Below are 24,878 nucleotides of genomic sequence, written 5' to 3'. Positions count from 1 at the left end.
CATGCTCGCTCCGTGGTGGCAAGAGGCTCAGCTGGGGATCTTCGTGCACTGGACGCCCGCGTCCGTGCCGGGATGGGCCCCGCCGTACGACGCCGCCGGGCGCTCGCACCTCGGCTGGACCTCGTACGGCGAGTGGTACGAGAACTCCCTGCGCTTCCCCGGCAGCCCGGTCTCCGCACACCACAGGGAGACGTACGGCAACCGCCCGTACACGGCGTTCGGCGGCGACTTCGCGGACGCGCTGAGCGGCTGGGACCCGGCGGACTGGGCACGCCGCTTCCGCGCGGCCGGGGCCCGCTACGCGGTCCTCGTCACCAAGCACCACGACGGCTACTGCCTCTGGCCGTCCGAGGTCCGCAACCCCCACCGCCCCGGCTGGCACACCCCGCGCGACGTCGTCGGTGAATTCGCCGAAGCGGTCAGGGCCGAGGGGCTGCGCTTCGGTGTCTACTACTCCGGTGGCCTCGACTGGACGTTCCAGCCGCGCCCCATCGCGACCGGCGCCGACACCGTCGCCGCCGTCCCGCGCGGCGCCTACCCGGCCTACGCGGACGCCCAGTTGCGCGAGCTGATCAGGCGCTACCACCCGGACATCCTCTGGAACGACATCGCCTGGCCCGCGGGGCGCGCCGGGATCCGGAGCCTGGTGGAGTACTACCGGTTCACCGTCCCGCACGGCGTCGTCAACGACCGGCTCTACCCGTACACCCCGCTGTGGCGGGCGCTGCGGGTGCCCGGACTGCGGGCCGCGTACAACAGCTGGGAGCGCCGCACGGTCGTCAGCGACGAGGGCTTCGTGCCCAAGAAGCCGCCGTACTACGACTTCAGGACACCGGAGTACTCCCGCTACACCGGCCCCGACCCCTTCGAGATCACCCGCGGCATCGACCACAGCTTCGGCTACAACCGGAACTCGGGCGAGGACTCCTTCATCGGCCGTGAGGCGCTCGCGTCGCTGCTGGGGACGGTCCGGTCCGACGGCGGCAACCTGCTGCTCAACGTCGGCCCGCGCGGCGAGGACGCCGCGATCCCGCCCGAGCAGCAGCGCCGCCTGGACTGGCTCGGTGAGGCGGCCGGGGCAGGCTCCGCCGCATAGGACACCACCGCGAGCGGGGGCCGCGCCGACCCGCTTGCCGGTTTGGGCCGTTCAGTCCCACACCATGTTGACCGACCGCTCGAAGTTCGTGTAGCCCGCCCGCTCGAAGGCCCGCGCCATCGGGACGTTGCCGACGTCCGTCGACGCGCGGATGCGCGGCACGTCCAGGCCGGCGAGGATCCTGGTCCCCTCGGCGAGGATCTCGTCGATGTACCCGCGTCCCCGGTGGCCGGGCAGTACGCCGATGTACGCGATGACGGCGTTGTAGTTGTTGCGCGCGGGGAGCACGAAACCGACCGGATCCCCGTCCGGCAGCTCCGCGATCCGCCACCAGCCGTCCGGGCTCCGGTAGCGCACCAGCTCCTCGTCGTACTGCTCCTCGGCCACCTCGCGCGGAGTCGGCCCGGACTCCATGGACGCCCGGGTGTGCGCGTCGAGCGTGCCCTCGGCGACCAGGGTCATCAGGGAGACCAGATCCTCCCGGTCGCGCACCGCACGGAACGCCAGCCTGCCGCCGGGCACCGCAGCGGCCGCCGCTCCGGGGGTCCACTCCAGCCGCAGCCGCTCGACCAGCAGCCGCGCCCCGGTCCGCTCCACGGCCCGCATCCGCGCCTCGACCACATCGCGGGCCACCGGGTCCGTGCGCCAGTCCGGCGGGACGAATCGGCCGTACTCGGGCCGCTCCGACCCGGCCGGGAAGAGCCGCGCCATCGCCGTCTCCAGCAGCCGCACACCGGTCTCGCCGCGCTCCGGCTCGGGCAGGCTGTCGTCCAGATCGAAGAAGTCGAGGGTGTACGGGGCGCCGCCGGGCGCGGGGGCCCACCAGGCGGCCCGCGCCAGTACGCGGTCGCCCCGCAGCGCCACCCACATCCACTCGGGGCGGCGCAGACCGCCCGCGAGGTCGTCGGCGAGTTCGTGGTCGAGGGCATAGGACAGCGTGCTGAAGAGGGCCAGCTCGTCCGGCCCGTTCAACGGGCGGATCACCAGCTCGTGGCCGTGCGGCTGTCCGGGCAAATCGGCTCCTGGGAGGGGGAGATGTCCGCAGACCGTAACAATCGGCGTCCGGCCCGGTCACATGGATATCGGAATCCCGGGGACGCCTGGACACCTCGATCGGGTCCGGCCGACAATCAACCCTGTGACGTCCTCCTCAGAGTCCCCGGCGCCCGCCTATGAGCCGCACACGGCCCCTGTCCGGCTCTCCGACGCCGAGCGCGACCGGGCGCTCGATGTGCTCAAGGAGGGCGCGGTCCGGGGCAGGCTCTCCCACGACACCTTCATGCGCCGGACGGAACTGGCCCTGGCCGCCCGCAGGTCCGACGAACTGGCCGCGCTCACCGCGGACCTGGAGAGCGGGACCGACTGGTCGCAGCGGCTGCTGCGCGCGGTGGGCCAGGTGTCGGCCTTCCCCGGCCGGATGCGCAGGGCCTGGGCCGCCGAGCGCCTGCCGAAACTGCTGCTGCCCGCACCCGCCCCGTACCCGCTGCGCATCGGCCGCGACCCGGCCAACGGCCTGCGGCTGAACCACGAGACGGTGTCGCGGATGCACGCCGAGCTCGGCGTGCGGGCCGGGGTGTGGGTGCTGCGCGACCTCGGCTCGGCCAACGGGACGACGGTCAACGGACACCGGGTCACCGGCGCGGTCGTCGTACGGGACGGCGACTCGGTCGGCTTCGGGCGCATGCACTTCCGGCTCTCGTCCCGGTGAGCCTCCGGCGGCTCATCCCGCTGTCCCCGCTGTCGGCACGACCCGCCTGAGCAGTGCCACCGGCCGTACGGCGAACAACTCGCTCAGGGCGACCCGTCCGGTGAACTCCCGCTCGGGTGCCAGCAGATCGAGCCACACCCCGGCGGGCAGCGGCAGTTCCGTGTCCCGCCAGCCGCCCTCCTGTTCGAGCCGCAGCGACAGCCGGGTCACCGCGGTGACGGCCTCGCCCGAACGGCAGAAGGCCAGGCAGTGGGAGGCGGCAAGGCCCTCCGCCGTCAGCGGTGTGTACGTCCCCGACTCGCCGAAGACATCCGGGCAGTCGCGGCGCAGCAGCAGCGCGGTGGTCGTCAGCGCCAGCTTCTCGTCCGACGGGTCGACGGGCACGGGCGGCCTGCGGTTGTCCGGGTCCACCAGCGCGATGTACGTGCCCTCCGTGCCCTGATAGACGTCGGGCACACCGGGCATCGTCAGGTGGACCAGCGCGGCACCGAGCACATTGGCCCGTACGTACGGGCCGAGCTCGCGGGCGAAGGCGGCGACCGCCGACTGCGCGGGACCCGCGGGCCCCGCCGCCGTGAAGTCCTCGACCGCCTGCTCGTACACCTCGTCCTGCTCGGTCCAGCTGGTGCGCAGGCCCGCCTCGCGGACGGACTTCAGCAGTGCGGGGCCGAGCCGGTCCCGGTCGGGCAGCCCGAAGCCGAACGCGGTCTGCCACGCCACCCAGGCCAGCTGCGGATCGGGCGCCGGAGTGGTCAGCCGCCCCAGCAGGGCCGCCCACTGCTCCGGGCACTCCGTGAGGACCGCGATCCGCGCCCGGACGTCCGCGCTGCGCTTGGTGTCGTGCGTGGTCAGTACCGTCCCGCCGGCCGGCCAGTCGCGGGCCGTCTGCGCGCAGAACGCGTGGAACCGTGCCGGGCCGACCGCGGGCGCCCCCGGGTCGCCGCCCACCTCGCCGGCCGACACCAGCGGCGTGTACCGGTAGAAGGCGGTATCCTCCACGGACTTGGCGCGCAGCGCCGACGCGGTCTGGGCGAACCGCGCGCAGAAGGCGGCCCGGTCGGGGCCGCCGCCCAGCCTGCCGAGCGCCAGATCCCGTACGACGCCGACGGCCGCCGACTCCTCCGGCACGGTGAACGACGCGGCGGCCTGCCGTACCGTCTCCGGACCGAGCGTGGCCTCCGCGGCGTCGGGGGCCGGTCCGCCCGCGGTCGCGTACGGCCGGTAGACGGGCATCCGTACCAGCAGTTCGCACAGCGCGGCCCGCAGGGCCCAGGGCGCGTGGTCGCGCAGTGCCGGGTCGGCCGCGCAGATCCGCTCCGCGGTGCGGACCAGGAACGCGGTCTCGGCCGCCAGCTCATGCGTGATGACCTTGTACGCGGCCCGGCGGACCGTCGCCTCCCAGTACCCGCCCCGGTCGCCCGGGGGGCCCGCGTAGTCCCGGTAGCGGCGGACCAGGTCGTCGGCGCCCGCCGGGTCGGTGAACAGGCCGTCGATCCGGTGCAGCGCGTCGTATCCGGTGGTCCCCGCGACCGCCCAGTCGGCGGGCAGCCGCTCGTCGCCGGTGAGGATCTTCTCGACGACCGTCCAGCGGCCGCCCGTCGCCTCGCCGAGCCGCCGCAGATAGGCGCCGGGATCGGCGAGTCCGTCCGGGTGGTCGATCCGCAGCCCCTCGATGACGCCGTCGTCCATCAGCTCCAGGATCTTGGCGTGGGTGGCGTCGAAGACCACCGGGTCCTCGACGCGCACCCCGATCAGGTCGGAGATGGTGAAGAAGCGGCGGTAGTTGAGCTCGGTGCGGGCGAGCCGCCACCAGGTGAGCCGGTACCACTGGGCGTCGAGCAGCTCGGGCAGCGGCAGTTCCGCCGTGCCCTCGCGCAGCGGGAAGGCGTGGTCGTAGTAGCGCAGCACGTCGCCGTCGACCCGCAGCCGCCCCAGCTCGTCGCCGAGCCGGTGGCCCAGCACGGGCAGCAGCACCTTGCCGCCGCCCGACTCCCAGTCGATGTCGAACCAGCGCGCGTACGGCGAGACCGGCCCCTCGCGGAGCACCTCCCACAGCGGCCGGTTGAACCGGGGGGCCGCCGCCATGTGGTTCGGCACGATGTCCACGACGAGGCCGAGCCCGTGTGTCCCGGCGGTGTGCGCCAGCGCACGCAGCCCGGCCTCGCCGCCCAGCTCCTCGCGGACCCGGGTGTGGTCCACGACGTCGTAGCCGTGGGTGGAGCCGGGGACGGCGTCCAGCACCGGCGACAGATGGAGGTGCGAGACACCGAGGGCCGCCAGATACGGCACCGCCGCCTCGGCGGCCGAGAACGGGAACTCCGGCTGGATCTGGAGCCGGTACGTCGCAGTGGGCGTCATGGGAACCTACGTACCCCGTTTCGCCGGCTCCCTGTCACCCCGCGGCCCGTCAGGCCGGCCGTTTCAGCACGGTCAGGCTCCGTCCGATCAGGGCCAGCCGGTCGCCGGCGTCCACCTTCGGGCCCGGCCCCGGCGGCACACCGTCCTCATGAGCCGTGTCCACGACGACCTCCCACTGCCTGCCGTGGTTCACCGGCACCAGGAACTCGATCTCCTCCGCGCTCGCGTTGAACATCAGCAGGAACGAGTCGTCGGCGATGCGTTCGCCGCGGGTCCCCGGCTCCGAGATGGCGTTCCCGTTCAGGAAGACCGACAGGGCCTTGGCGTGCGCCGCCTGCCAGTCGCGCTGGACCATCTCCTCGCCCTCCGGGGTGAACCAGGCGATGTCGGACAGGTCGTCGTGGGTGCCCTCCACCGGGCGGCCGTGGAAGAAGCGCCGCCGCCGGAAGACCGGATGCTCGCGGCGCAGCGCCACCATCGCCCGGGTGAAGGCCAGCAGGGTGCTGCTCCCGCGCGGACTCCCCTGGCCGGAGCTGCCCTGTTCGGAGCCGTCCGGCTCCGCCCCGGCGGCCTCCGGGTCGGGCCAGTGCACCCAGGCCAGCTCGCTGTCCTGGCAGTACGCGTTGTTGTTTCCCTGCTGCGTACGGCCGAACTCGTCGCCGTGGCTCAGCATCGGCACGCCCTGCGAGAGCAGCAGGGTGGCCATGAAGTTCCGCATCTGGCGGTCCCTCAGCTCCAGTACACCGGGGTCGTCGGTGTCGCCCTCGGCGCCGCAGTTCCACGACCGGTTGTGGCTCTCGCCGTCCTGGTTGTTCTCACCGTTCGCCTCGTTGTGCTTGTCGTTGTACGCCACCAGGTCGTGCAGCGTGAACCCGTCGTGGCAGGTGGTGAAGTTGATCGAGGCGAGCGGGCGCCGCCCGTCGTCCTGGTACAGGTCCGACGAGCCGGTCAGCCGCCCGGCGAACTCCGCGAGCGTGCGGGGCTCGCCCCGCCACAGGTCCCGTACGGTGTCGCGGTACTTGCCGTTCCACTCGGTCCACAGCGGCGGGAAGTTCCCCACCTGGTAGCCGCCCTCGCCGACGTCCCACGGCTCGGCGATCAGCTTCACCTGGGAGACCACCGGGTCCTGCTGCACCAGGTCGAAGAAGGACGACAACCGGTCCACCTCGTGGAACTGCCGGGCCAGGGTCGCCGCCAGGTCGAAGCGGAAACCGTCGATGTGCATCTCGGTCACCCAGTAGCGCAGCGAGTCCATGATCAGCTGGAGCACGTGCGGGGAGCGCATCAGCAGGCTGTTGCCGGTGCCCGTGGTGTCCATGTAGTAGCGCGGATCGTCCGTCAGCCGGTAGTAGGAGGCGTTGTCCAGGCCGCGGAAGGACAGTGTCGGGCCCAGGTGGTTGCCCTCGGCCGTGTGGTTGTAGACCACGTCGAGAATGACCTCGATCCCGGCCTCGTGCAGTGCCCGTACCGCCTGCTTGAATTCGAGCACCTGTTCACCGCGGTCGCCCCAGGAGGCGTACGTGTTGTGCGGGGCGAAGAACCCGATGGTGTTGTAGCCCCAGTAGTTCGAGAGCCCGTTGTCCGCCAGCCGGTGATCGTTCACGAACTGGTGAACGGGCATCAGCTCCAGCGCCGTGACGCCCAGTCCGGTCAGGTGCTCGATGACCGCCGGATGCGCCAGCGCCGCGTACGTCCCGCGCATCTCGTCGGGGAGCGCCGGATGGAGCATGGTCAGGCCCTTCACATGGGCCTCGTAGAGCACGGTCTCGTGGTACGGGGTGCGCGGCAGCCGGTCGTCGCCCCAGTCGAAGTAGGGGTTGACCACCACCGAGGTCATGGTGTGCGGAGCGGAGTCCAGGTCGTTGCGCGAGTTCTGCCGGCCGAAGTGGTAGCCGTACACCGACTCGTCCCATTTGACCTCGCCGCTCACCGCCTTGGCGTACGGATCGAGGAGCAGCTTCGCCGAATTGCAGCGCTGCCCGCTCTCGGGCGCGTAGGGGCCGTGCACCCGGAACCCGTACCGCTGGCCCGGCATGATGCCGGGCAGATAGGCGTGGCGCACGAAGGCGTCCGTCTCTCTCAGCTCCACCGCCGTCTCTGAGCCGTCGTCGTGCAGCAGGCACAACTCGATTCGGTCGGCGGCCTCCGAAAAGACCGCGAAATTGGTCCCGGCGCCGTCGTACGTGGCACCGAGCGGGTATGTCTGTCCCGGCCAGACCTGCATGGGCACGACTCTTCCACATCCGGCGCCGAGTCACGCGTGTCAGCGCGTCCTCGCCACGAACCACTATGAATCCCCTCACTCGGCCCCCTGCTGTCACGGAGAACGGTCACCACGAATAAGGGAGTTGGGAAAGGAGCCTGTGCATCCGGCTGCACCGGCTCCCGCGCGCGGAGTACCCTTCCTTGATCGTTGCAGGGGGACTGAAAGGCGGTACGCGGGTGGGCTCGGGAGGGCTGGAGCTGCCCCCAGGTGACCCGGGTCACGACGGGGGCTCCACAGGTGTCCCACCCGGGGCGGTCTCCCTGGCGCGGCCCATGGAGATCGGGGCGGAACTCGACTGGGACGCCGGCGCCTGGAACGAGGTGCGGACCCGTGCGCAGCGCGCCGGGCGCGCCTACATCTGGCTGAACCTGGTGGAACAGCGGCTCCGCGCGGTGGTGGCCGCCGTGCTGCGCCCCATCTACGAACCGGTGCACGCCGACGACTGGGTGGTCGCGGCCGCGGGCCCGGCCGGGCAGGAGTGGGTGCAGCGCGCCGTGGCCGTACGGGAGGTCTCGCGCCGCAAGGGGTATCTGCTCGACCCGGCCGACGACAACGTCCTGAGCTTCCTCACCCTGCCGCAGCTGCGGGAGCTGATGGTCCAGCACTGGCCGTGCTTCGAGCCGTACTACGACGACCGGCGCGACGTGGAACTGGCCCTGGACGAGCTGGAGGTCACCCGCAATGTGGTCTCCCGCAACCGCGCTTTGTCCGAGGCGGTGCTGGCCCAGGCGGAACGGGCCTCGTCGCGGCTGCTGAACATCCTGGGCGCCGGGTCGGGCGCGCCGTCCGCCGACCGGCTCCCGGTGGACGCGGTCGAGGACCTGGTGGGGGACCGGTACGCGGACGTCATCGGCGTCCACCCGGACCGTGTGCGGCTCCAGCGGCAGATCCCCGCCGAGGACCTGTTCGGCGGGGCACGCCGGCTCGACGCGATAGGGATAGGCCTGAACCTCCTCGTCCAGAACTTCTCGGGTCGCCGGCTGGTCCGGCTGGCCGAGTCGGGGTGCCGGGTCCGGCTGCTCTTCCTCAACCCCGCCAGCAGCGCCGTCAAGCGGCGTGAGCGGGAACTGGGACTCAAGAAGGGTGAACTGAGCCGGGCGGTGGAGACGAACATCCTGCACATGCGCCGGGTGCGGTCCCGGCTCCGGGACCCGGGGGCCTTCGAGATCCATGTGTTCGACGAGACGCCGCGCTTCATGGCCTGTCTGGTCGACGGTGACGGAGCGGACGGTATCGCGGTCGTCCAGTCGTATCTGCGCAGGGCGCGCGGGATGGAGGCGCCGGTCCTGGTGCTCCGGGGCGGCGGTCGCGCGGTGGTCCGGCACGGACAGGACTCGGAACACGGCCTCTTCGAGACGTACCGGGACGAGTTCGAGTCCGTGTGGGGAGACTCGCGGCCGGTTTCCTGACCGGGCCTCACCGCGAGTGCATCCCCTCTTCGGGGGTACGGGGTCCGACATCAGGATCGGACGTCGGGATCGACGGTCGTGATCGGGACGCCGTAGCGAGCAGATCGAGGGGTCATGGAGATTTCAGGCATCATCAGCGCGATCGTGATCGGCATCATCATCGGGGTGCTCGGACGGCTCGTCGTGCCGGGACGCCAGCGCATCGGCATTCTGCTGACGATCGTGGTCGGCATCGTGGCCGCCTTCGTCGGTGCGTTCATCGCCCATGCCGTCGGAGTGGACGACACCAAGGGCGTCGACTGGATCGAGTGGCTCATCCAGATCGCTCTCGCCGCCGTGGGTGTCGCCGCGCTCGACCGTTCCAGGGGACGCCGCTGATCCGGTGACCGGGGGGCCGGACCCGATGTCAGTGGCGCGTGCGAGGGTGGTCACCACTTGGGGGACGTACCACGAAGGAGGGCCGCCATGAGCTGGCACCGGGGACCACTGGTCGGCTTCGACCTGGAGACGACGGGGACCGACGTCGAGACCGACCGCATCGTGACGGCGGCGGTCGTGCGGCTGGACGCGGACGGTGGCATCGGCGAGCAGCGCACCTGGCTGATCGACCCCGGGGTGGTGATACCCGAGCAGGCGGCGGCGATCCACGGCATCTCGACGGACCACGCCCGCGAGCACGGCGCGCGGGCGGCGTCCGCAGTCGAGGAGATCGCTCACACGGTGGCCGGGGTGCTGCGCTCGGGCGTGCCGCTGGTGGTGATGAACGCGCGGTACGACCTGTCGCTCCTGGACCGTGAGTGCCGGCGCCACGGGGTGGCGTCGGTCAGCGAGCGGCTCGGCACCGTGCCGTCGCCCGTCATCGATCCGCTGGTGATCGACAAACACGTCGACAAGTACCGCAGGGGCAAGCGCGCCCTCCAGGCGCTGTGCTCCTACTACGGGGTGGCGCTCGACGCCGCGCACGACGCGAGCGCGGACGCGGTGGCCGCCGCCCGGGTGGTGCGCCGCATGGGGGAGATGCACCAGCCTGTCGGGGCGATGCCGCTGGCGGACCTGCACGGCCTCCAGGTGCGTGCGGCAGCCGAGCAGTCGGCTTCGCTGCAGGCCTATCTGCGGCGCACCGCGAATCCGGCCGCGGTCGTCGAGGCGGCCTGGCCGGTCATTCCCCGGAGCCGGTGACACTCCCGCCGCGCCGGACCTTCACCGGGTCAGGTCCCGCGCCCCGCGGACGAGATGGGGTTGCCCCGACGCTGCCCGGCGCGGACGATGCCGTGCTGTGACGAGTACTCAGACCGCCTGGGCACCCCGCAGGACACCGCGCACCTGGTGGACTTCCTCTGTTCTCCGCAGGGCTGTTGGGTCAACGGTCAGTTGCTGATGAGCAACGGCGGACTCGCCTGACCCCGCGGGCTCCCGGTGTCGCCCGTGGTGCCCGCTAGAACGGATACCAGCGGACCCCGGGGTCGTTCTCGCGCAGTGACGTCACCCTGCGGCGGAACTCGTCGAGTGCCCGGGGATTGACCGGGGCGTGCTGGGCGACCCAGGCGCAGCTCGCCGTCTCGCGGGCGCCGCGCAGGACCGCGCAGCCCTCCCATTCGCGGACGTCCCAGCCGTAGGCGCGGACGAAGGAGTCGTACGCCTCCGGGGGCAGCCCGTAGCGGTCCCGGGAGAGGGCCATGACCACCAGGTCGTGCTCCCGCAGATCCGACGAGAAGGTCTCCAGATCGACCAGGACCGGTCCCTCCGGGGCGATGTGGACGTTGCGGGGGAGCGCGTCGCCGTGGATCGGGCCCGGGGGCAGCCGGGGTGTCAGCGCGGCCGCCGCCGAGGCGAAGCCGTCGCGGCGCTCGCGGAGGTAGTCCGCGTCCGCCGGGTCGACGGCGTCCCCCGCGAGCCGCAGCCAGCGCTCGACCCCGCCCAGGAGTTCACGCCGGGGGAGTGCGAACGCCGGCGCGGGCAGGGCGTGGACGGAGCGCAGCAGCGCCGCCAGGTCCGCGGGCTCCGCCGGGCGGACCGCGTCCGGGAGCCGGTGCCAGAGCGTGACCGGATGCCCGTCGGCCAGCCGGGGCGACGGCTCTGCGGCGCGCACCGCGGGGATGCCCGCTTCCGCGAGCCAGCCCGCCACCGACAGTTCGCGCTCCGCGCGCTCCAGCAGCTCCGGGGCCCTGCCCACCTTGATGACGAGCCCGCCGTCCGCGAAGACCGCGTTCTCGCCCAGCGCCAGCATCTCGGCGTCCTGTGCCAGACCGGCCGTGCGCAGTATGTCCCGCGCCCTTGACTCGTCCATGTGGTGTCTCCCGCTCTCGTTGGAACGGGCCAAGTTTCGCATCCGCGCGGCCGGGACCCGGCATCCGAGGATGGTCCAGGGTCTCATCGAAAATAACTTGAACGAGACGTCTCGTCTCGCTTATCGTCATGGCATGACTTCACCGAAGCGTGCCCATATCGCCATGTTCTCCATCGCGGCCGCCGGGCACGTGAACCCGAGCATCGAAGTGATCCGGGAACTCGTCGCCCGCGGCCACCGCGTCACCTACGCGATCCCGGCGTCCTTCGCCGGGAAGGTCGCGGAGACCGGCGCCGAGCCCGTTGTCTACACATCGACTCTGCCCACCGACGACGACCCCGAGGCCTGGGGCACCGAGGTGATCGACAACATCGAGCCGTTCCTCCGCGATGCCATCGCCGCACTGCCGCAGCTGATCGAGGCGCACGAGGGCCCGGACGGCGTGGGCGTACCCGATCTGATCGTGCACGACATCACCTCGTACCCGGCGATCGTGCTGTCCCGCCGCTGGGGCATCCCGGACATCTCGCTCTCCCCGAACCTGGTCGCCTGGCAGGGGTACGAGCAGGAGGTCGGCGAGCCCATGGTCGCCGGGCTCATGGCGACCGAGCGGGGCCGGGCCTACTACGCGCGCTTCCACGCCTGGCTGGAGGAGAACGCAATCGACGAGCACCCCGACCCGTTCGTCGGCCGTCCCCGCCGCAGCATCGTCCTCATCCCGCGCGCGATGCAGCCCAACGGCGACCGGGTCGACGACAGCAGGTACACCTTCGTCGGCGCCTGCCAGGGCGACCGCAGGGACCAGGGGGACTGGCAGCGTCCGGCGGACGCCGAGAAGGTGCTGCTCGTCTCGCTCGGCTCGGCCTTCACCAAGCAGCCGGGCTTCTACCGCGAGTGCATCGCGGCCTTCGGCGACCTGCCCGGCTGGCACGTGGTGCTCCAGATCGGCCAGTACGTCGAGGTGTCCGAACTGGGCCCGGTCCCGGCCAACTTCGAGGTGGCGCGCTGGATCCCGCAGCTCGCCGTGCTCCGGCAGGCCGACGCCTTCATCACCCACGCGGGCGCGGGCGGCAGCCAGGAGGGGCTGGCCACCGCGACACCGATGGTCGCCGTCCCGCAGGCCGTGGACCAGTTCTCCAACGCGGACATGCTTCAGTCGCTGGGCGTGGCCCGGCACGTACCGATGGCCGACGCCACCGCGGCGACGCTGCGCGAAGCGGTGCTCGCCCTGGCCGGCGACCCGGAGGTCGCCCGGCGGCTGGCGGACATCGGCGCCGGGATGGCGACGGAAGGCGGCACCCGGCGCGCTGCCGACCTCATCGAGGCGGAACTGCCCGCACGGTAGGCCCCGTCGGGCGGCGCCCGCAGCAGCGAACGGAGACCGGGGCCGCCCCGCGGCAGCGGCCCCGGCAGGGGAGCGCGCCGTCTATGTTCGTCCCATGACGACCAGATACGCGGTACTGCTGCGCGGGATCAACGTGGGCGGCAACAGGAAGGTCCCGATGGCGGACCTCAGGGAACTGCTCACCGGACTCGGCCACGGCGACGTCCGTACGTACCTCAACAGCGGGAACGCCGTCTTCAGCAGCGGAACGGCCGACGAGGACAGGCTGGCGGCCGCAGTGGAGGAGGCCGTCGCGGACCGCTTCGGTTTCACGGTGGACTGCCTCGTCCGCAGCGGCGCCTATCTGCGGACCGTGGCCGACGGCTGCCCCTTCCGGACGGCCGGTCTCCAGGGCAAGCAGCTGCATGTCACCTATTTCTCCGGACCCGTGGAGCCCGATCGCTTCGCCGCCCTCGACCAGCAGGCTTATCTGCCGGAGGAGTTCAGGCTCGGCGACCGGGCTCTTTATCTGTACGCCCCGGACGGGCTCGGCCGCTCCAAGCTCGCGGAGGCCCTCAACAGGCGCGCCGTGGACAAGGGCATCACCGGCACCTCCCGCAACTGGAACACCGTGCTCAAACTGGCGGAGATGACCGGCGAGCGGTCCTGAGCCCGTGATCAGCCGTCAGTGCTGGGCCGCCCGCTCCGAACGGGCCGCCCAGCGGCCGTCCGTGCGGGTGATCCGCACCGGATGGTCGAAGCACTTGCTGACCTGGTCGGTGGTGAGCACCTCGTCGGCCGGCCCCGAGCCCAGGCACGCGCCACCGCGCAGCAGCATCGCGTGGGTCGTGGACGCGGGCAGCTCCTCCAGATGGTGGGTGACCAGGATCGTCGCCAGCTCGGGGTGCTCGGCGCGCAGCTCGTCCAGGCTGGTCAGCAGCTGCTCACGGGCGGCCAGGTCGAGTCCGGTGGCCGGCTCGTCGAGCAGGACGAGACGGGGGCTCGGCATCAGCGCACGCGCGATCAGGGTCCGCCCGCGCTCGCCCTGAGAGAGCGTCGGCCAGCGCGACTCGGCCTTCTCGCCGCCCATGCCCAGCATGGTCAGCAGCCGGTCGGCCCGCTCGACCTGCTCCCCGGTCGGCGACCAGCGCGGCACGGGCTCGATGGAGTTGGTGAGGCCCGTCAGGACGACATCACGGACCCGCAGCGGTGAGTGGAGCGGGTGGCGCGGATTGATGTGCCCCAGATGGGAGCGGAGCTCCCGCAGGTCGACCCGGCCGAGCGTCCGCCCGAGGATCTCCACCTTCCCCCGGGTGGGGTGCGTCACCGCGCCCAGCAGCCCGAGCAGGGTCGACTTGCCCGCGCCGTTGGCGCCGAGCAGGGCCCAGTGCTCCCCGCTGTGCACGGTCAGCGAGACCGAGTCCAGCAGCAGGTTCCCGTCCCGTACGAAGTCGACGTCGTCCGCACGGATCACGACGGTGCTCACAGGTCGTTCAGCTCCTTCATCTCTTGCTCGGTCAGGCGCACCGTGACGACCGGGATGAGTGCCGGTGGGGCCTCGCCGGTCGGTGCGCCGTCGGGCAGCGGGAACCAGGGCAGAAGGGCGAGGCCGTGCGTCTCGCACACCGCTCCTGCGTCCGCCGACGCGCGGTCGGGGGGAGGGCAGCGGTTCTGCACCGAGGCGTTCCCGGTCGGGGAGGGCGCCTGCTCAAGCTGGTCGGCGGTCATCGTGGCCGAGCCGATCCGCCGATCCTACCCTCCTGCCGCAGCGCGCCCGGGCCCTGCCCGGTCGGCTGCGCGGTGCCGGGACCGGGACGCCGCACGGGCAGCCCGCCGACGGACCGGAACGTGTCGTGGATCATGGCCCGTCGCCGTCCGCCTGTGCCAGAGTCCCGGTATGCGCTACATCATCATCGGGGCGGGTGCCATCGGCGGCACCATCGGCGGGCTGCTGTCCGAGAGCGGCAGCGAAGTGGTTCTGGTGGCCCGTGGGGCGCACTACGAGGCGCTCCGGGACGGTGGACTGCGGATCTCGACCCCGGAGGGTGCCCGCACCCTCGCGCTGCCCGTCGCCGACGGCCCCGCCGCGGTGGAACTGCGCCCCGACGACGTCCTGGTCCTGACCGTGAAGACGCAGGACAGCGGCGCCGCCCTCGACGCCTGGGGCGCGCGCCCGGTGGCCGGTACCGGCGCGACGGCCGCCGAGGTGCTCCCGCTGGTCTGTGCGCAGAACGGGGTGGAGAGCGAACGCCTCGCGCTGCGCCGCTTCCGCCGCGTGTACGGCATGTGCGTCTGGCTGCCCGCGACCTTCCTGGAGCCGGGCTCGGTCGCCGCGGCCGGCTCCCCGCTCACCGGGATGCTGCACATCGGCCGCTATCCGTCGGGCACGGACAGCACCGCCCGGCAGATCTCGGCGGATCTGGAGAAGGCCGCGTTCGAGGCGCCGGTCGTCGCGGACGTGATGCGCTGGAAGTACGCCAAACTCCTCTCTAACCTGGCCAATTCACTCCAGGCGGCCTGCGGCGTCCACGGCACGGACCCCGCGGCCGACGCCCTCATGGAGGGGCTGGTCCAGCAGGCGGAGGCGGAGGGACGTGCCGTCTACGCGGCAGCCGGGACCGAGGCCGCGAGCGCCGAGGAGCAGCGGCGGACGCGCGCCGACAAGATCACCCTGCTCCCGGTCGAGGGACAGCGGCGCGGCGGCGGTTCCTCGTGGCAGAGCCTCAGCCGGGGCACGGGCTCGATCGAGGCCGACTTCCTCAACGGTGAGATCGCTCTCCTCGGGCGGCTGCACGGCGTACCGACCCCGGTGAACGACGTGCTCCAGCGGGTGGCCAACGCCTTCGCGCGCGAGCACCGGCCCGCAGGCTCCATGCCGGCCGCCGAGCTCGCCGCACTGGTGGCCGACGAGGTGCGGCGCGGATCCGGCTCCGGCTGACCGGGGCGCGCCGCCCCGACACAGGCCCTGCGCCGTACGGGCGGGAGGGTCAGGCGCTCAGTGCCGCAGGACCCGGCACCCGCGCCTCGTCGTACCTGGCCAGCAGCAGCCGGGCCAACTCCCCGCAGGGGCCCAGCACATCGGACAGCACATCGGCGCCGGCCGCGCGGGCCCCCGCCTCGATACGGTCCGGCAGCCGGCCGGGAGCGATGACGTAGGGCGCCACCGCGACGCGGTCGATGCCGGAGGCCCGCAGCTCCCGGACCGCGTCCTCGGTGCGGGGCAGAGCGGCGGAGGCGAACGCAGGCCGCACGGCGCACCAACCGGTGTGCCGCAGCTCCCGCGCAATTTCAGCGATCACTGCGATCGCCTCCGGGTCGGTGGAGCCCGCCGAGGCCAGGACCAGCCCCGTCGAGCGCTTCCGGGACGGGGTGAGCCCCGCCTCGTACAGCCGCCGCTCCAGCGCGGTCAGCAGCAGCGGGGACGGGCCCAGCACCTCCGCCTGGCGCACCCGCATTCCGGCCGGTGCCTCGCGCAGCACCCCCGGGATGTCCCACTTTGCGTGGAAGGCCCGGGTCAGCAGGAGCGGGAGGGCCACCACGTCCCGTACGCCGTCGGACGCCAGCCGTTCCAGCAGCCGGGGGACCGACGGGGCGGCGAAGTCCAGGAACCCCGTCTCCACCCGCACCCCGGGGCGCAGCGACCGCACCCGCCCAGTCAGCGCGCGGACGGTCGCCGAGTGCCGCGGGTCACGGCTGCCGTGTGCGACGACGAGGAGCACCGGACGGTCGTCGTACATCCCGGTTCAGCTCCTGACCAGCAGACCGCGGCTGCGCAGCACACGCCGCTCCAGCGGGCTGAAGATGAGCAGGTCGATGGCGATACCGACGACGAGGATCAGGAAGATGGCCAGGAAGACCATCGACATGCTGCTGGTCTCCCGGCCCTGCTCCAGCAACTGGCCGAGACCCACACCCAGATCGGGCGACGAGGCGATGATCTCCGCGGCCATCAGCGAGCGCCAGGAGAACGCCCAGCCCTGCTTCAGACCCGCCAGATATCCGGGCAGCGCGGCGGGCAGCACCACATGCCAGGTGCCGCGCAGACCCGATGCGCCGAGCGTACGGCCGGCCCGCAGATAGAGCGGCGGCACCTGGTCGATGCCGGAGACCAGGCCGTTGGCGATCGAGGGGACCGCGCCCAGCAGGATCACCGCGTACATCATCGTGTCGTTGAGCCCCAGCCAGATCACCGCGGGCGGGACCCAGGCGACGGACGGCAGGGACTGGAGACCGGAGAGGATCGGGCCGATCGCGGCACGGACGAACTTCACCCGCGCCACGAGCAGGCCCAGCGGGGTGCCGATCACCAGCGCCAGCAGGAAGCCCAGCAGGCCGCGCGAGACGCTCGTCCAGATGTAGCCGAGCAGGGTGCCCTGCGCCCAGGCGTCGGAGACCTCGCCCCATACCTGGGCGGGCGACGGCAGCTTGTAGCTGTCGGTGACCTTCGCCCAGATCAGAATCTGCCAGACGACCAGCACCAGCACGACCGCCACCGCGGGCGGCAGTACTTTCCCCACCAGCACCTGACGGACCGGGACCCGGTCCACCCGTACGGTGTCGAGTGCGTCCAGACCCGCTTCCAGGCCGGCCAGCTCGTCCGTCCTGACGTCAGTGTTGGCCATGTCGGCGGATCTCCCCACGCAGTTGTTCTGTGATCTCCACCGAGAGCTCCGCCACCGCGGAGTCCTCGATCCGGCGCGGATGCGGTATGTCCACCGTCCACTCGTGCGCCACCCGGCCCGGCCGCGAGGAGAGCAGCACCACCCGCTCGGCGAGCCGCACCGCCTCGCGCACGTTGTGGGTGACGAAGAGGACGGAGACGTTCGTCTCGCTCCAGATCCGGGTCAGTTCGTCGTGCAGCACATCGCGGGTGATGGCGTCGAGCGCGGCGAACGGCTCGTCCATCAGCAGCAGTTGGCTGTCCTGGGCCAGCGCGCGGGCCAGCGCCACCCGCTGGCGCATCCCGCCGGACAGCTCGTGCACCCGCTTGGCGTACGCGCCCTCCAGCCGTACGAGGGCGAGCAACCGCTCCGCCTCGGTCCGCCGGTCGGCCTTGGGCACGCCGCGCAGCCGCAGCGCCAGCTCGATGTTCTTGCCCGCGGTCAGCCACGGGAACAGCGCGTGCTCCTGGAACATCAGCGCGGGCCGGCCGCCCGGGGTCGTGATGGTCCCCGACGACGGCGCGTCGAGTCCGGCCACCAGATTGAGCAGGGTGGACTTCCCGCAGCCGGACGCCCCCAGGAGCGTGACGAACTCGCCCGGCGCGACGTCGAGGGTGATGTCGTCGAGGACGAGCTGCCCGGCGGGTCCGCCGAAGGACTTCGAGACGTGGCCGATACGGGCCGCGTGGGTCACCGAGGTCCGGTCGTCGGACTTGGCGAGTGCTGTGGCCATGGTCGTCACCTCCTGGGAACGGGTCTGGAGCCGGGACTACTTGACGCCGAGACCGGCGTCGGGGACCGCGGGCCGGCCGGCGGCCTTCAGGACCTTGTCGAGCGGACGCAGGTCGTAGATGCCCTTGAGGTCGGGCTTCTGCAGCAGACCGGCCTTGACCGCGTGGTCGGCCTCGGTGCTGAGCGTCGAGGCGAGCGGGTCGTCGGTGGTCTGGATCGACTTCCACGCGGGGTCGAGCACATTGGCCGGCAGCGCCTTGCCGGACAGCTTCTTCAGCGCGGCGTTGGCCGACGCCTTCGCCGCGTCCGGGTGGGCCTTGATCCAGGCGTTGGTCTTCACCGAACCGCGAAGCACCGCCTCGACGACGTCCGGGTGCTCCTTGAGGAACTTCTGCGACACGATCATGTTCGTGATCACGAACTTCTTCTGCGGCCACAGGTCGCTCTCGTCGAGCAGCACCTTGCCGCCCTGCTGGACCAGCTTGGAAGCGGTCGGCTCGGGCACCCACGCGCCGTCGATGGAGCCGGACGCATAGGCGTCCGGGGTCACCTTGTTGTCCGTACGGACGACGGAGACGTCACCCTTGCCGCTGGTGGCATCGGTCTTCCAGCCCTTGCTCGCGATCCAGTTGAGGAACGCGACGTCCTGGGTGTTGCCGAGCTGCGGGGTGGCGATCTTCTTGCCCTTGACGTCGTTCAGGGACTTGATCTTCTTCGGATTCACCACCAGCTTGACACCGCCGGACGCGGAGCCGCCGATGATGCGCAGGCTCTTGCCCTGGGACTTGGTGTAGGCGTTGATCGCCGGGGACGGGCCGATCCAGCCGATGTCGATCGAGCCGGAGTTGAGTGCCTCGATCTCGGACGGGCCCGCGTTGAAGGTGGACGTCTTCAGCCGGGTGCCGCCCAGTTCCTTCTGGAATATCCCCTGCTGGTCGCCGACCAGCGCGGTGGCATGGGTGAGGTTCGGGAAGTAACCGATCTTCACCGAGTCGGCGGAGAGCTTCTTGGCCCCCGCTGCGACCTTGGACTTCCCCGTGTCGTCCGAGGCCTTGTCGGATCCGTAGCCGCAGGCGGTGAGCGCCACGGCCAGCAGCGGAAGGGCGGCGGCAGCGACGAGGCTGCGGCGCAGGGGGAGGGTGGCAGGCACGGGAGGTTTTCCTCTCGGTGGCCCGGTGCGGGCGTCCCTCAGGACACCGCCGGGCGGTCGGCTGGTCTGGCAGGTCTTCGCCGGGTCGGGCGCGGCGAGTGGTGCGTCCGGGCGCGCAAGCAGTGCGCGTACGCCTTCACGCACATCGCCCGACCCCGCCCTGGCCGCTTCCGCACTCCGTCCGGCGGCGCTTCCGGCCGAGGGCGCCTCCCCCAGACTTCGTCCGGGGGCACCCCCAGCCGACGCGGCCGCCCTCCTTCGCGGAGGTGGCGTAGATGTCCAGCGCGTACAGGGCCATGGCTAGAAGTCCCACCCGGTCTCTTCCTGCGCCGCCTCAACCGTCTCCGACGCGGTCTGCGCGGTGACGGCGAAGGCGTCGCCCGCCATCCCGGCGGCCAGCGTGGTCCCGTCGGCCGGGTCGATCAGCAGGAAGGAGCCGGTGCGGCGGGAGTCCGCGTACGCGTCGAGCGCCAGCGGCTCGGCGGTGCGGATGACGACCCGGCCGATGTCGTTGGCGACCAGCCGGCCGGGCGCCGGGTGCTGCGACAGGTCGTCCAGGGTCAGCCGGGACGGGATGTCCTTGACGATCGCCTTGACCGTGCGGGTGGTGTGCTTGAGCAGCACCCGCTGGCCCACCGACAGCGCCGAGTCGGCCACGTGGCAGACGGTCGCCAGGACGTCCTGCGTCGGCACCGGGGCGTGCTCGGTCGGTGCGATCAGATCGCCGCGCGAGATGTCCAGGTCGTCGGTGAGCCGCACGGTCACCGACTGCGGGGCCCAGGCGATGTCCGCGCTCTGTCCCAGGACGTCGATTCCGGCGATCGTCGACGTACGGCCCGACGGCAGCACCGTGACCGCTTCCCCGACCCGCAGCGCGCCCGAGGCGATCTGGCCCGCGTAGCCGCGGTAGTCGGGGTGCTCGGCGGTCTGCGGGCGGATGACGTACTGGACGGGGAAACGTGCCTTGCAGCCGGTGAGATCGTGGCTGGAGGGGACCGTCTCCAGGTGCTCCAGGACGGTCGGGCCGCCGTACCAGTCCATGTGGGCGGAGGGCTCCACCACATTGTCACCGGCCAGCGCGGAGATCGGGATCGCGGTGATCTCCGGGACACCGAGCGAGGCCGCGTACGCGGTGAACTCCTCGGCTATGGCGGCGAACACCGGCTCGGCGTAGTCGACCAGGTCCATCTTGTTCACGGCGAGCACCACATGGGGCACCCGCAGGAGCGCGGCGACGGCGGCGTGCCGGCGGGTCTGCTCGACCACGCCGTTCCGCGCGTCGACCAGCACCACGGCGAGTTCGGCGGTGGAGGCGCCGGTCACCATGTTCCGCGTGTACTGCACGTGGCCCGGCGTGTCCGCGAGGATGAACCGGCGCCGGGGCGTGGCGAAGTAGCGGTAGGCGACATCGATGGTGATGCCCTGCTCGCGCTCGGCGCGCAGCCCGTCGGTGAGCAGCGCCAGGTCGGGGGTCTCCTGGCCGCGGCTGATCGAGGCCTGCTCGACGGCCTCCAACTGGTCCGTGAAGATCGACTTGGAGTCGTGCAGCAGCCTGCCCACCAGGGTGGACTTGCCGTCGTCGACGGAGCCGGCGGTGGCGAAGCGCAGCAGCGTGGTGGCCGACAGCTGATCGGCCGGCCGGTCGGTTGACGTGGTCATTTAGAAGTACCCCTCGCGCTTGCGGTCTTCCATCGCGGCCTCGGACACCTTGTCGTCGGCGCGGGTCGCGCCCCGCTCGGTGAGCCGGGACGCGGCGATCTCGGTGATCACGGCGTCGAGCGTGGTGGCGTCGGAGTCGACGGCGCCGGTGCAGGACATGTCGCCGACGGTGCGGTACCGCACCAGCCGGGTCTCGACGGTCTCGGTGTCCTTGGGCCCGCCCCACTCGCCGGGGGTCAGCCACATGCCGGACCGCTTGAACACGTCACGCTCGTGCGCGAAGTAGATCTCCGGGAGGTCGATCCGCTCCCGCTCGATGTACTGCCAGACGTCCAGCTCGGTCCAGTTGGAGAGCGGGAAGACCCGGACGTGCTCGCCGGGCGCGTGGCGGCCGTTGTAGAGCTGCCACAGCTCGGGGCGCTGGCGGCGCGGGTCCCACTGGGAGAACTCGTCGCGCAGCGAGAAGACCCGCTCCTTGGCGCGCGCCTTCTCCTCGTCGCGCCGCCCGCCGCCGAACACCGCGTCGAAGCGGTGCTGCTGGATGCCCTCGGTCAGCGGGACCGTCTGGAGCGGGTTGCGCAGTCCGTCGGGCCGCTCGCGCAGCTTCCCGGCGTCGATGTACTCCTGGACGGAGGCCACATGGAGCCGCAGCCCGTGCTCGGCCACCACGCGGTCGCGGTAGGCCAGCACCTCGGGGAAGTTGTGCCCGGTGTCGACGTGCAGCAGCGAGAACGGCACGGCGGCCGGGGCGAAGGCCTTCAGCGCCAGATGCAGCATGACGATGGAGTCCTTGCCGCCGGAGAAGAGGATCACCGGCCGCTCGAACTCGCCCGCGACCTCGCGGAAGATGTGGACGGCCTCGGACTCCAGGGCGTCCAGGTGGCTCAGGGCGAACGGGCTGTCGGTGCCTTCGGTGACAGTGGAGGCGGTCGTCATCGGGCCAGGCCCCTCTCGGTGAGCAGCGCGTGCAGCGCGGCTGCGGACTCCTGCACGGTCTGGGTGTGCGACTCGATGCGCAGGTCCGGGGTCTCCGGCGCCTCGTAGGGGTCGTCGACCCCGGTGAGCCCGGAGATCTCGCCCGCCGCCTGCCTGGCGTACAGGCCCTTCACATCACGTACGGAGCACACCTCGACCGGGGTCGCGACATGCACCTCCAGATACGTGGTGCCGGTGCTCGCGTGCCGTTTGCGCACCGCATCGCGGCTGTCCGCGTACGGCGCGATGACCGGCACCAGCGCCTTCACCCCGTTGGACGCCAGCAGCTCGGCGACGAAGCCGATCCGCTGGACGTTGGTGTGCCGGTCCTCGCGGCTGAAGCCGAGGCCCGCCGAGAGGAACTCGCGGATCTCGTCGCCGTCGAGCACCTCCACCCGGTGGCCCTCGCCGCGGAGGGTGTCCGCGAGTTCGTGGGCGATGGTGGTCTTGCCCGCGCTCGGCAGACCGGTGAGCCAGACAGTGGCTCCCTGGTCCGTCGTCATCTCGTTCTCCTGATCCCTCGTCATCAGCCGTGCAGCCCGCACTCGGTCTTGTTCCGGCCGGCCCAGCGGCCGGCGCGGGCGTCCTCGCCCTCCGCGACCCGCCGGGTGCACGGCGCGCAGCCGATGGAGGGGTAGCCGTCCATCAGCAGCGGGTTGGTGAGGACGCCGTGCTCGGCGACGTACGCGTCCACGTCGTCCTGCGTCCAGCGGGCGATCGGCGAGATCTTGATCTTCTGCCGCTTCTCGTCCCAGCCGACGACGGGGGTGCCCGCCCGGGTGGGGGACTCGTCGCGGCGCAGGCCGGTCGCCCAGGCCGAGTAGTTCGTGAGCCCGTCCTCCAGGGGCTTGACCTTGCGCAGCGCGCAGCACAGGTCGGGGTCCCGGTCGTGCAGCTCCGGTCCGTACTCGGCGTCCTGCTCGGCGACGGTCTGCCAGGGCAGCAGCGTGATGACGTTGACGTCCATCACGGCCTCCACGGCGTCGCGGGTGCCGATGGTCTCGGGGAAGTGGTAGCCGGTGTCGAGGAAGACGACATCCACGCCGGGGAAGGCGCGGGATGCCAGGTGGGCGACGACCGCGTCCTCCATGGAGGAGGTCACACAGAAGCGCTTGCCGAAGGTGCCGGCCGCCCAGCGGAGGATCTCCAGCGGCGACGCGTCCTCCAGTTCGCGGCCCGCGCGCTCGGCCATGGCCTTCGGGTGTTCGGTCTCCGGAGTGCCGGTCATATCCCGCCCCCTTCAACGGTGTTGGCCTTGTTCTGCTGGAGTCCGCGGGCCAGCAGCCCGAGGAACTTCAGCTGGAAAGCGCGGTTGCACGCCGCGCATTCCCAGGCCCCGTGGCCCGTCTCGTGGGGGCGCAGGTCCTCGTCGCCGCAGTACGGGCAGAAGAAGGGCGCCGCCCGTTCGCTCATGAGAGGGACTCCGCGTCCGCGCGGGCGGCCCAGGTCGCGAACCGCTCGCCGTCCGCGCGCTCGGCCTGGAAGTTCTTCAGCACCCGCTCGACGTAGTCGGGCAGCTCGTCCGAAGTGACCTTCAGCCCGCGGACCTTGCGGCCGAATCCCGCGTCCAGGCCCAGCGCGCCGCCCAGGTGCACCTGGAACCCCTCGACCTGGTTGCCGTCGCCGTCCAGCATCAGCTGGCCCTTGAGGCCGATGTCGGCGACCTGGATCCGCGCGCAGGCGTTCGGGCAGCCGTTGATGTTGATGGTGATCGGTTCGTCGAACTCCGGGATCCTGCGCTCCAGTTCATCGATGAGCGAGGCACCGCGCGCCTTGGTCTCGACGATCGCCAGCTTGCAGAACTCGATGCCGGTGCAGGCCATGGTGGAGCGCCGGAACGGCGAGGCGTTGACCTTGAGGTCGAGCGCTTCGAGACCGGCGACCACCGAGTCGACCTGCGCCTCCTCGATGTCCAGCACGATCATCTTCTGCTCGGTGGTGGTCCGCAGCCGTCCGGAGCCGTGGGCCTCGGCCACCTCGGCGATCTTCGTCAGGGTCGTGCCGTCCACCCGTCCGACACGGGGCGCGAACCCCACGTAGAAGCGGCCGTCCCGCTGCCTGTGCACTCCGAGGTGGTCGCGCCAGACGTCGGCGGGCTGCTCGGGGGCGGGGCCGTCGGTCAGCTTCCGCTGGAGGTACTCGTCCTCCAGGATCTGCCGGAACTTCTCCGGGCCCCAGTCGGCGACCAGGAACTTCAGCCGGGCCCGGGTGCGCAGCCGGCGGTAGCCGTAGTCGCGGAAGATCGAGATGACGCCCTCGAAGACGTCGGGCACCTCGTCCAGCGGCACCCAGGCGCCCAGCCTGACACCGAGCTTGGGGTTGGTGGAGAGACCGCCGCCCACCCACAGGTCGAAACCCGGGCCGTTCTCGGGGTGGTCGACACCGACGAACGCGATGTCGTTGATCTCGTGCGCCACATCGAGCTGCGGGGAGCCGGAGATCGCGGTCTTGAACTTCCGCGGCAGGTTGGAGAAGGCGGGGTTGCCCACGAAGCGGCGGTGGATCTCGTCGATGGCCCAGGTGCCGTCGATGATCTCGTTCTCGGCCACGCCCGCGACCGGGGAGCCGAGGACCGTACGGGGGGTGTCACCGCACGCCTCGGTGGTCGAGAGGCCGACCCCTTCCAGGCGCCGCCAGATCTCCGGGACGTCCTCGATCCGGATCCAGTGGAACTGGATGTTCTGCCGGTCGGTGAGGTCGGCGGTGCCGCGTGCGAACTCCTGCGAGATCTCACCTATGACCCGCAGCTGCTCCGTGGTGAGGCGGCCGCCGTCGATGCGCACCCGCATCATGAAGAACTCGGCGTCCAGCTCCTCCGGTTCCAGGACCGCGGTCTTGCCGCCGTCGATCCCTTCCTTGCGCTGCGTGTAGAGACCCCACCAGCGCATCCGGCCGCGCAGGTCGCCGCCGTCGATGGAGTCGAACCCGCGCTTGGAATAGATCGTCTCAATGCGTGTCCGCACATTGAGACCGTCGTCGTCCTTCTTGGCCTGCTCATTGCCGTTCAGCGGGGTGAAGTGACCCTTGGCCCACTGGCCTTCGCCGCGGTGACGGGTCACCTTGCGGCGGGGCGTGGCTGGCGGGGGTGTTCCAGGGCTGGCGGCCATGATGCTTCGTCCTTCTGTGGCGGCTCAAGGGGGCGGGTGATCAAGCTGAAGGGACCCCGGTGACCTGCCTGTTCACGGCAGGGCACGGTGGCGGTGGGATTGCTGGACCCCAACGGGGGACTTCGCTCGTCCGCTACTACGGGGAC

General features: G+C 71.5%; 24 protein-coding genes and 1 pseudogene. 9 read left to right on the top strand and 16 right to left on the bottom strand.

Annotation, left to right across the window (positions count from 1 at the left end; all coding sequences use genetic code 11):
* The first annotated feature begins 1 nt into the window (after position 1).
* A complete protein-coding gene (locus tag OG285_RS05075) occupies positions 2-1,096 on the top strand; it encodes an alpha-L-fucosidase (RefSeq protein ID WP_371790276.1) in 1,095 nt (364 codons plus the stop codon).
* Positions 1,097-1,147: 51 nt separating this feature from the next.
* Here the strand turns inward: OG285_RS05075 and OG285_RS05070 are convergent, their stop codons facing one another.
* Entirely contained in the window at positions 1,148-2,110 is a 963-nt protein-coding gene (locus OG285_RS05070; RefSeq protein ID WP_356835123.1) for a GNAT family N-acetyltransferase, read from the bottom strand.
* 124 nt (positions 2,111-2,234) lie between these two features.
* Between OG285_RS05070 and OG285_RS05065 the strand changes: the two genes are divergently transcribed.
* Complete coding sequence (locus tag OG285_RS05065; RefSeq protein WP_356835121.1) at positions 2,235-2,804, top strand: DUF1707 and FHA domain-containing protein; 570 nt, start codon at positions 2,235-2,237, stop codon at positions 2,802-2,804.
* A 12-nt stretch (positions 2,805-2,816) separates the two neighbouring features.
* Here the strand turns inward: OG285_RS05065 and treY are convergent, their stop codons facing one another.
* Together treY and glgX are read right to left on the bottom strand one after the other, a co-directional pair.
* Positions 2,817-5,162 (bottom strand): malto-oligosyltrehalose synthase, encoded by a 2,346-nt coding sequence (gene treY, locus OG285_RS05060; RefSeq protein ID WP_371790275.1) that lies wholly within the window; start codon positions 5,160-5,162, stop codon positions 2,817-2,819.
* Positions 5,163-5,211: 49 nt separating this feature from the next.
* The gene (glgX, locus tag OG285_RS05055) at positions 5,212-7,386 is read right to left on the bottom strand and encodes a glycogen debranching protein GlgX (RefSeq protein ID WP_371790274.1); all 2,175 of its coding nucleotides are present in this window, start codon (positions 7,384-7,386) and stop codon (positions 5,212-5,214) included.
* Between the two features lie 218 nt (positions 7,387-7,604).
* Between glgX and OG285_RS05050 the strand changes: the two genes are divergently transcribed.
* From OG285_RS05050 to OG285_RS05035, 4 genes and pseudogenes are all read left to right on the top strand, one after another.
* Positions 7,605-8,837, top strand: coding sequence for an SAV2148 family HEPN domain-containing protein (locus OG285_RS05050; RefSeq protein WP_371793452.1), 1,233 nt, complete (start codon positions 7,605-7,607; stop codon positions 8,835-8,837).
* 114 nt (positions 8,838-8,951) lie between these two features.
* A complete protein-coding gene (locus tag OG285_RS05045; RefSeq protein ID WP_356835114.1) occupies positions 8,952-9,215 on the top strand; it encodes a GlsB/YeaQ/YmgE family stress response membrane protein in 264 nt (87 codons plus the stop codon).
* An 87-nt stretch (positions 9,216-9,302) separates the two neighbouring features.
* Positions 9,303-10,016 carry a 3'-5' exonuclease gene (locus tag OG285_RS05040; protein WP_356835112.1) on the top strand — a complete coding sequence of 238 codons (714 nt, stop codon included), beginning with the start codon at positions 9,303-9,305 and terminating at the stop codon, positions 10,014-10,016.
* A gap of 114 nt (positions 10,017-10,130) precedes the next feature.
* Positions 10,131-10,238 (top strand): annotated as a pseudogene (locus tag OG285_RS05035) (short-chain dehydrogenase); the annotation flags it as partial.
* 34 nt (positions 10,239-10,272) lie between these two features.
* Here OG285_RS05035 and OG285_RS05030 read toward each other — a convergent pair.
* Complete coding sequence (locus tag OG285_RS05030) at positions 10,273-11,124, bottom strand: aminoglycoside phosphotransferase family protein (RefSeq protein ID WP_356835110.1); 852 nt, start codon at positions 11,122-11,124, stop codon at positions 10,273-10,275.
* A gap of 70 nt (positions 11,125-11,194) precedes the next feature.
* On the opposite strand from OG285_RS05030, the gene mgt reads away from it, so the two are divergent.
* Together mgt and OG285_RS05020 are read left to right on the top strand one after the other, a co-directional pair.
* The gene (gene mgt, locus OG285_RS05025; protein WP_371790273.1) at positions 11,195-12,469 is read left to right on the top strand and encodes a macrolide-inactivating glycosyltransferase; all 1,275 of its coding nucleotides are present in this window, start codon (positions 11,195-11,197) and stop codon (positions 12,467-12,469) included.
* Positions 12,470-12,563: 94 nt separating this feature from the next.
* Positions 12,564-13,118: a DUF1697 domain-containing protein gene (locus tag OG285_RS05020; RefSeq protein ID WP_371790272.1), complete on the top strand. Its 555-nt coding sequence runs from the start codon at positions 12,564-12,566 to the stop codon at positions 13,116-13,118.
* 15 nt (positions 13,119-13,133) lie between these two features.
* Here OG285_RS05020 and OG285_RS05015 read toward each other — a convergent pair whose 3' ends face one another.
* On the bottom strand, positions 13,134-13,934 hold the full coding sequence (locus OG285_RS05015) for an ABC transporter ATP-binding protein (protein ID WP_371790271.1): 801 nt from the start codon (positions 13,932-13,934) through the stop codon (positions 13,134-13,136).
* The gene (locus OG285_RS05010) at positions 13,931-14,176 is read right to left on the bottom strand and encodes a hypothetical protein (protein WP_356835102.1); all 246 of its coding nucleotides are present in this window, start codon (positions 14,174-14,176) and stop codon (positions 13,931-13,933) included. Before OG285_RS05010 ends, OG285_RS05015 begins: the two co-directional genes overlap by 4 nt.
* A gap of 169 nt (positions 14,177-14,345) precedes the next feature.
* On the opposite strand from OG285_RS05010, the gene OG285_RS05005 reads away from it, so the two are divergent.
* Entirely contained in the window at positions 14,346-15,386 is a 1,041-nt protein-coding gene (locus tag OG285_RS05005; RefSeq protein ID WP_371790270.1) for a ketopantoate reductase family protein, read from the top strand.
* Positions 15,387-15,435: 49 nt separating this feature from the next.
* Here the strand turns inward: OG285_RS05005 and OG285_RS05000 are convergent, their stop codons facing one another.
* From OG285_RS05000 to OG285_RS04955, 10 genes are all read right to left on the bottom strand, one after another.
* On the bottom strand, positions 15,436-16,185 hold the full coding sequence (locus OG285_RS05000) for a sirohydrochlorin chelatase (RefSeq protein ID WP_371790269.1): 750 nt from the start codon (positions 16,183-16,185) through the stop codon (positions 15,436-15,438).
* 6 nt (positions 16,186-16,191) lie between these two features.
* Complete coding sequence (locus OG285_RS04995; protein ID WP_371790268.1) at positions 16,192-17,070, bottom strand: ABC transporter permease; 879 nt, start codon at positions 17,068-17,070, stop codon at positions 16,192-16,194.
* On the bottom strand, positions 17,057-17,842 hold the full coding sequence (locus tag OG285_RS04990) for an ABC transporter ATP-binding protein (protein WP_356835094.1): 786 nt from the start codon (positions 17,840-17,842) through the stop codon (positions 17,057-17,059). Before OG285_RS04990 ends, OG285_RS04995 begins: the two co-directional genes overlap by 14 nt.
* A gap of 36 nt (positions 17,843-17,878) precedes the next feature.
* Positions 17,879-18,991 (bottom strand): aliphatic sulfonate ABC transporter substrate-binding protein, encoded by a 1,113-nt coding sequence (locus tag OG285_RS04985; protein WP_356835092.1) that lies wholly within the window; start codon positions 18,989-18,991, stop codon positions 17,879-17,881.
* A 300-nt stretch (positions 18,992-19,291) separates the two neighbouring features.
* On the bottom strand, positions 19,292-20,650 hold the full coding sequence (locus OG285_RS04980) for a sulfate adenylyltransferase subunit 1 (protein ID WP_371790267.1): 1,359 nt from the start codon (positions 20,648-20,650) through the stop codon (positions 19,292-19,294).
* Entirely contained in the window at positions 20,651-21,586 is a 936-nt protein-coding gene (gene cysD / locus OG285_RS04975; RefSeq protein ID WP_356835088.1) for a sulfate adenylyltransferase subunit CysD, read from the bottom strand. It abuts the gene before it with no gap.
* Complete coding sequence (gene cysC, locus OG285_RS04970; protein ID WP_371790266.1) at positions 21,583-22,152, bottom strand: adenylyl-sulfate kinase; 570 nt, start codon at positions 22,150-22,152, stop codon at positions 21,583-21,585. The genes cysD and cysC overlap by 4 nt, the downstream gene beginning before the upstream one ends.
* A complete protein-coding gene (locus OG285_RS04965) occupies positions 22,152-22,853 on the bottom strand; it encodes a phosphoadenylyl-sulfate reductase (protein ID WP_356835084.1) in 702 nt (233 codons plus the stop codon). Before OG285_RS04965 ends, cysC begins: the two co-directional genes overlap by 1 nt.
* Positions 22,850-23,038 carry a hypothetical protein gene (locus OG285_RS04960; RefSeq protein WP_371790265.1) on the bottom strand — a complete coding sequence of 63 codons (189 nt, stop codon included), beginning with the start codon at positions 23,036-23,038 and terminating at the stop codon, positions 22,850-22,852. The genes OG285_RS04965 and OG285_RS04960 overlap by 4 nt, the downstream gene beginning before the upstream one ends.
* Positions 23,035-24,732, bottom strand: coding sequence for a nitrite/sulfite reductase (locus OG285_RS04955; protein ID WP_356835079.1), 1,698 nt, complete (start codon positions 24,730-24,732; stop codon positions 23,035-23,037). Before OG285_RS04955 ends, OG285_RS04960 begins: the two co-directional genes overlap by 4 nt.
* Positions 24,733-24,878 lie beyond the last annotated feature (146 nt).

Origin of the sequence: Streptomyces sp. NBC_01471 (genome assembly GCF_041438865.1) — a bacterium.
GTDB lineage: Bacteria > Actinomycetota > Actinomycetes > Streptomycetales > Streptomycetaceae > Streptomyces.
The sequence above is the reverse complement of the archived record's forward strand: the minus strand, read 5'-3'. Positions and strand labels throughout refer to the sequence as shown.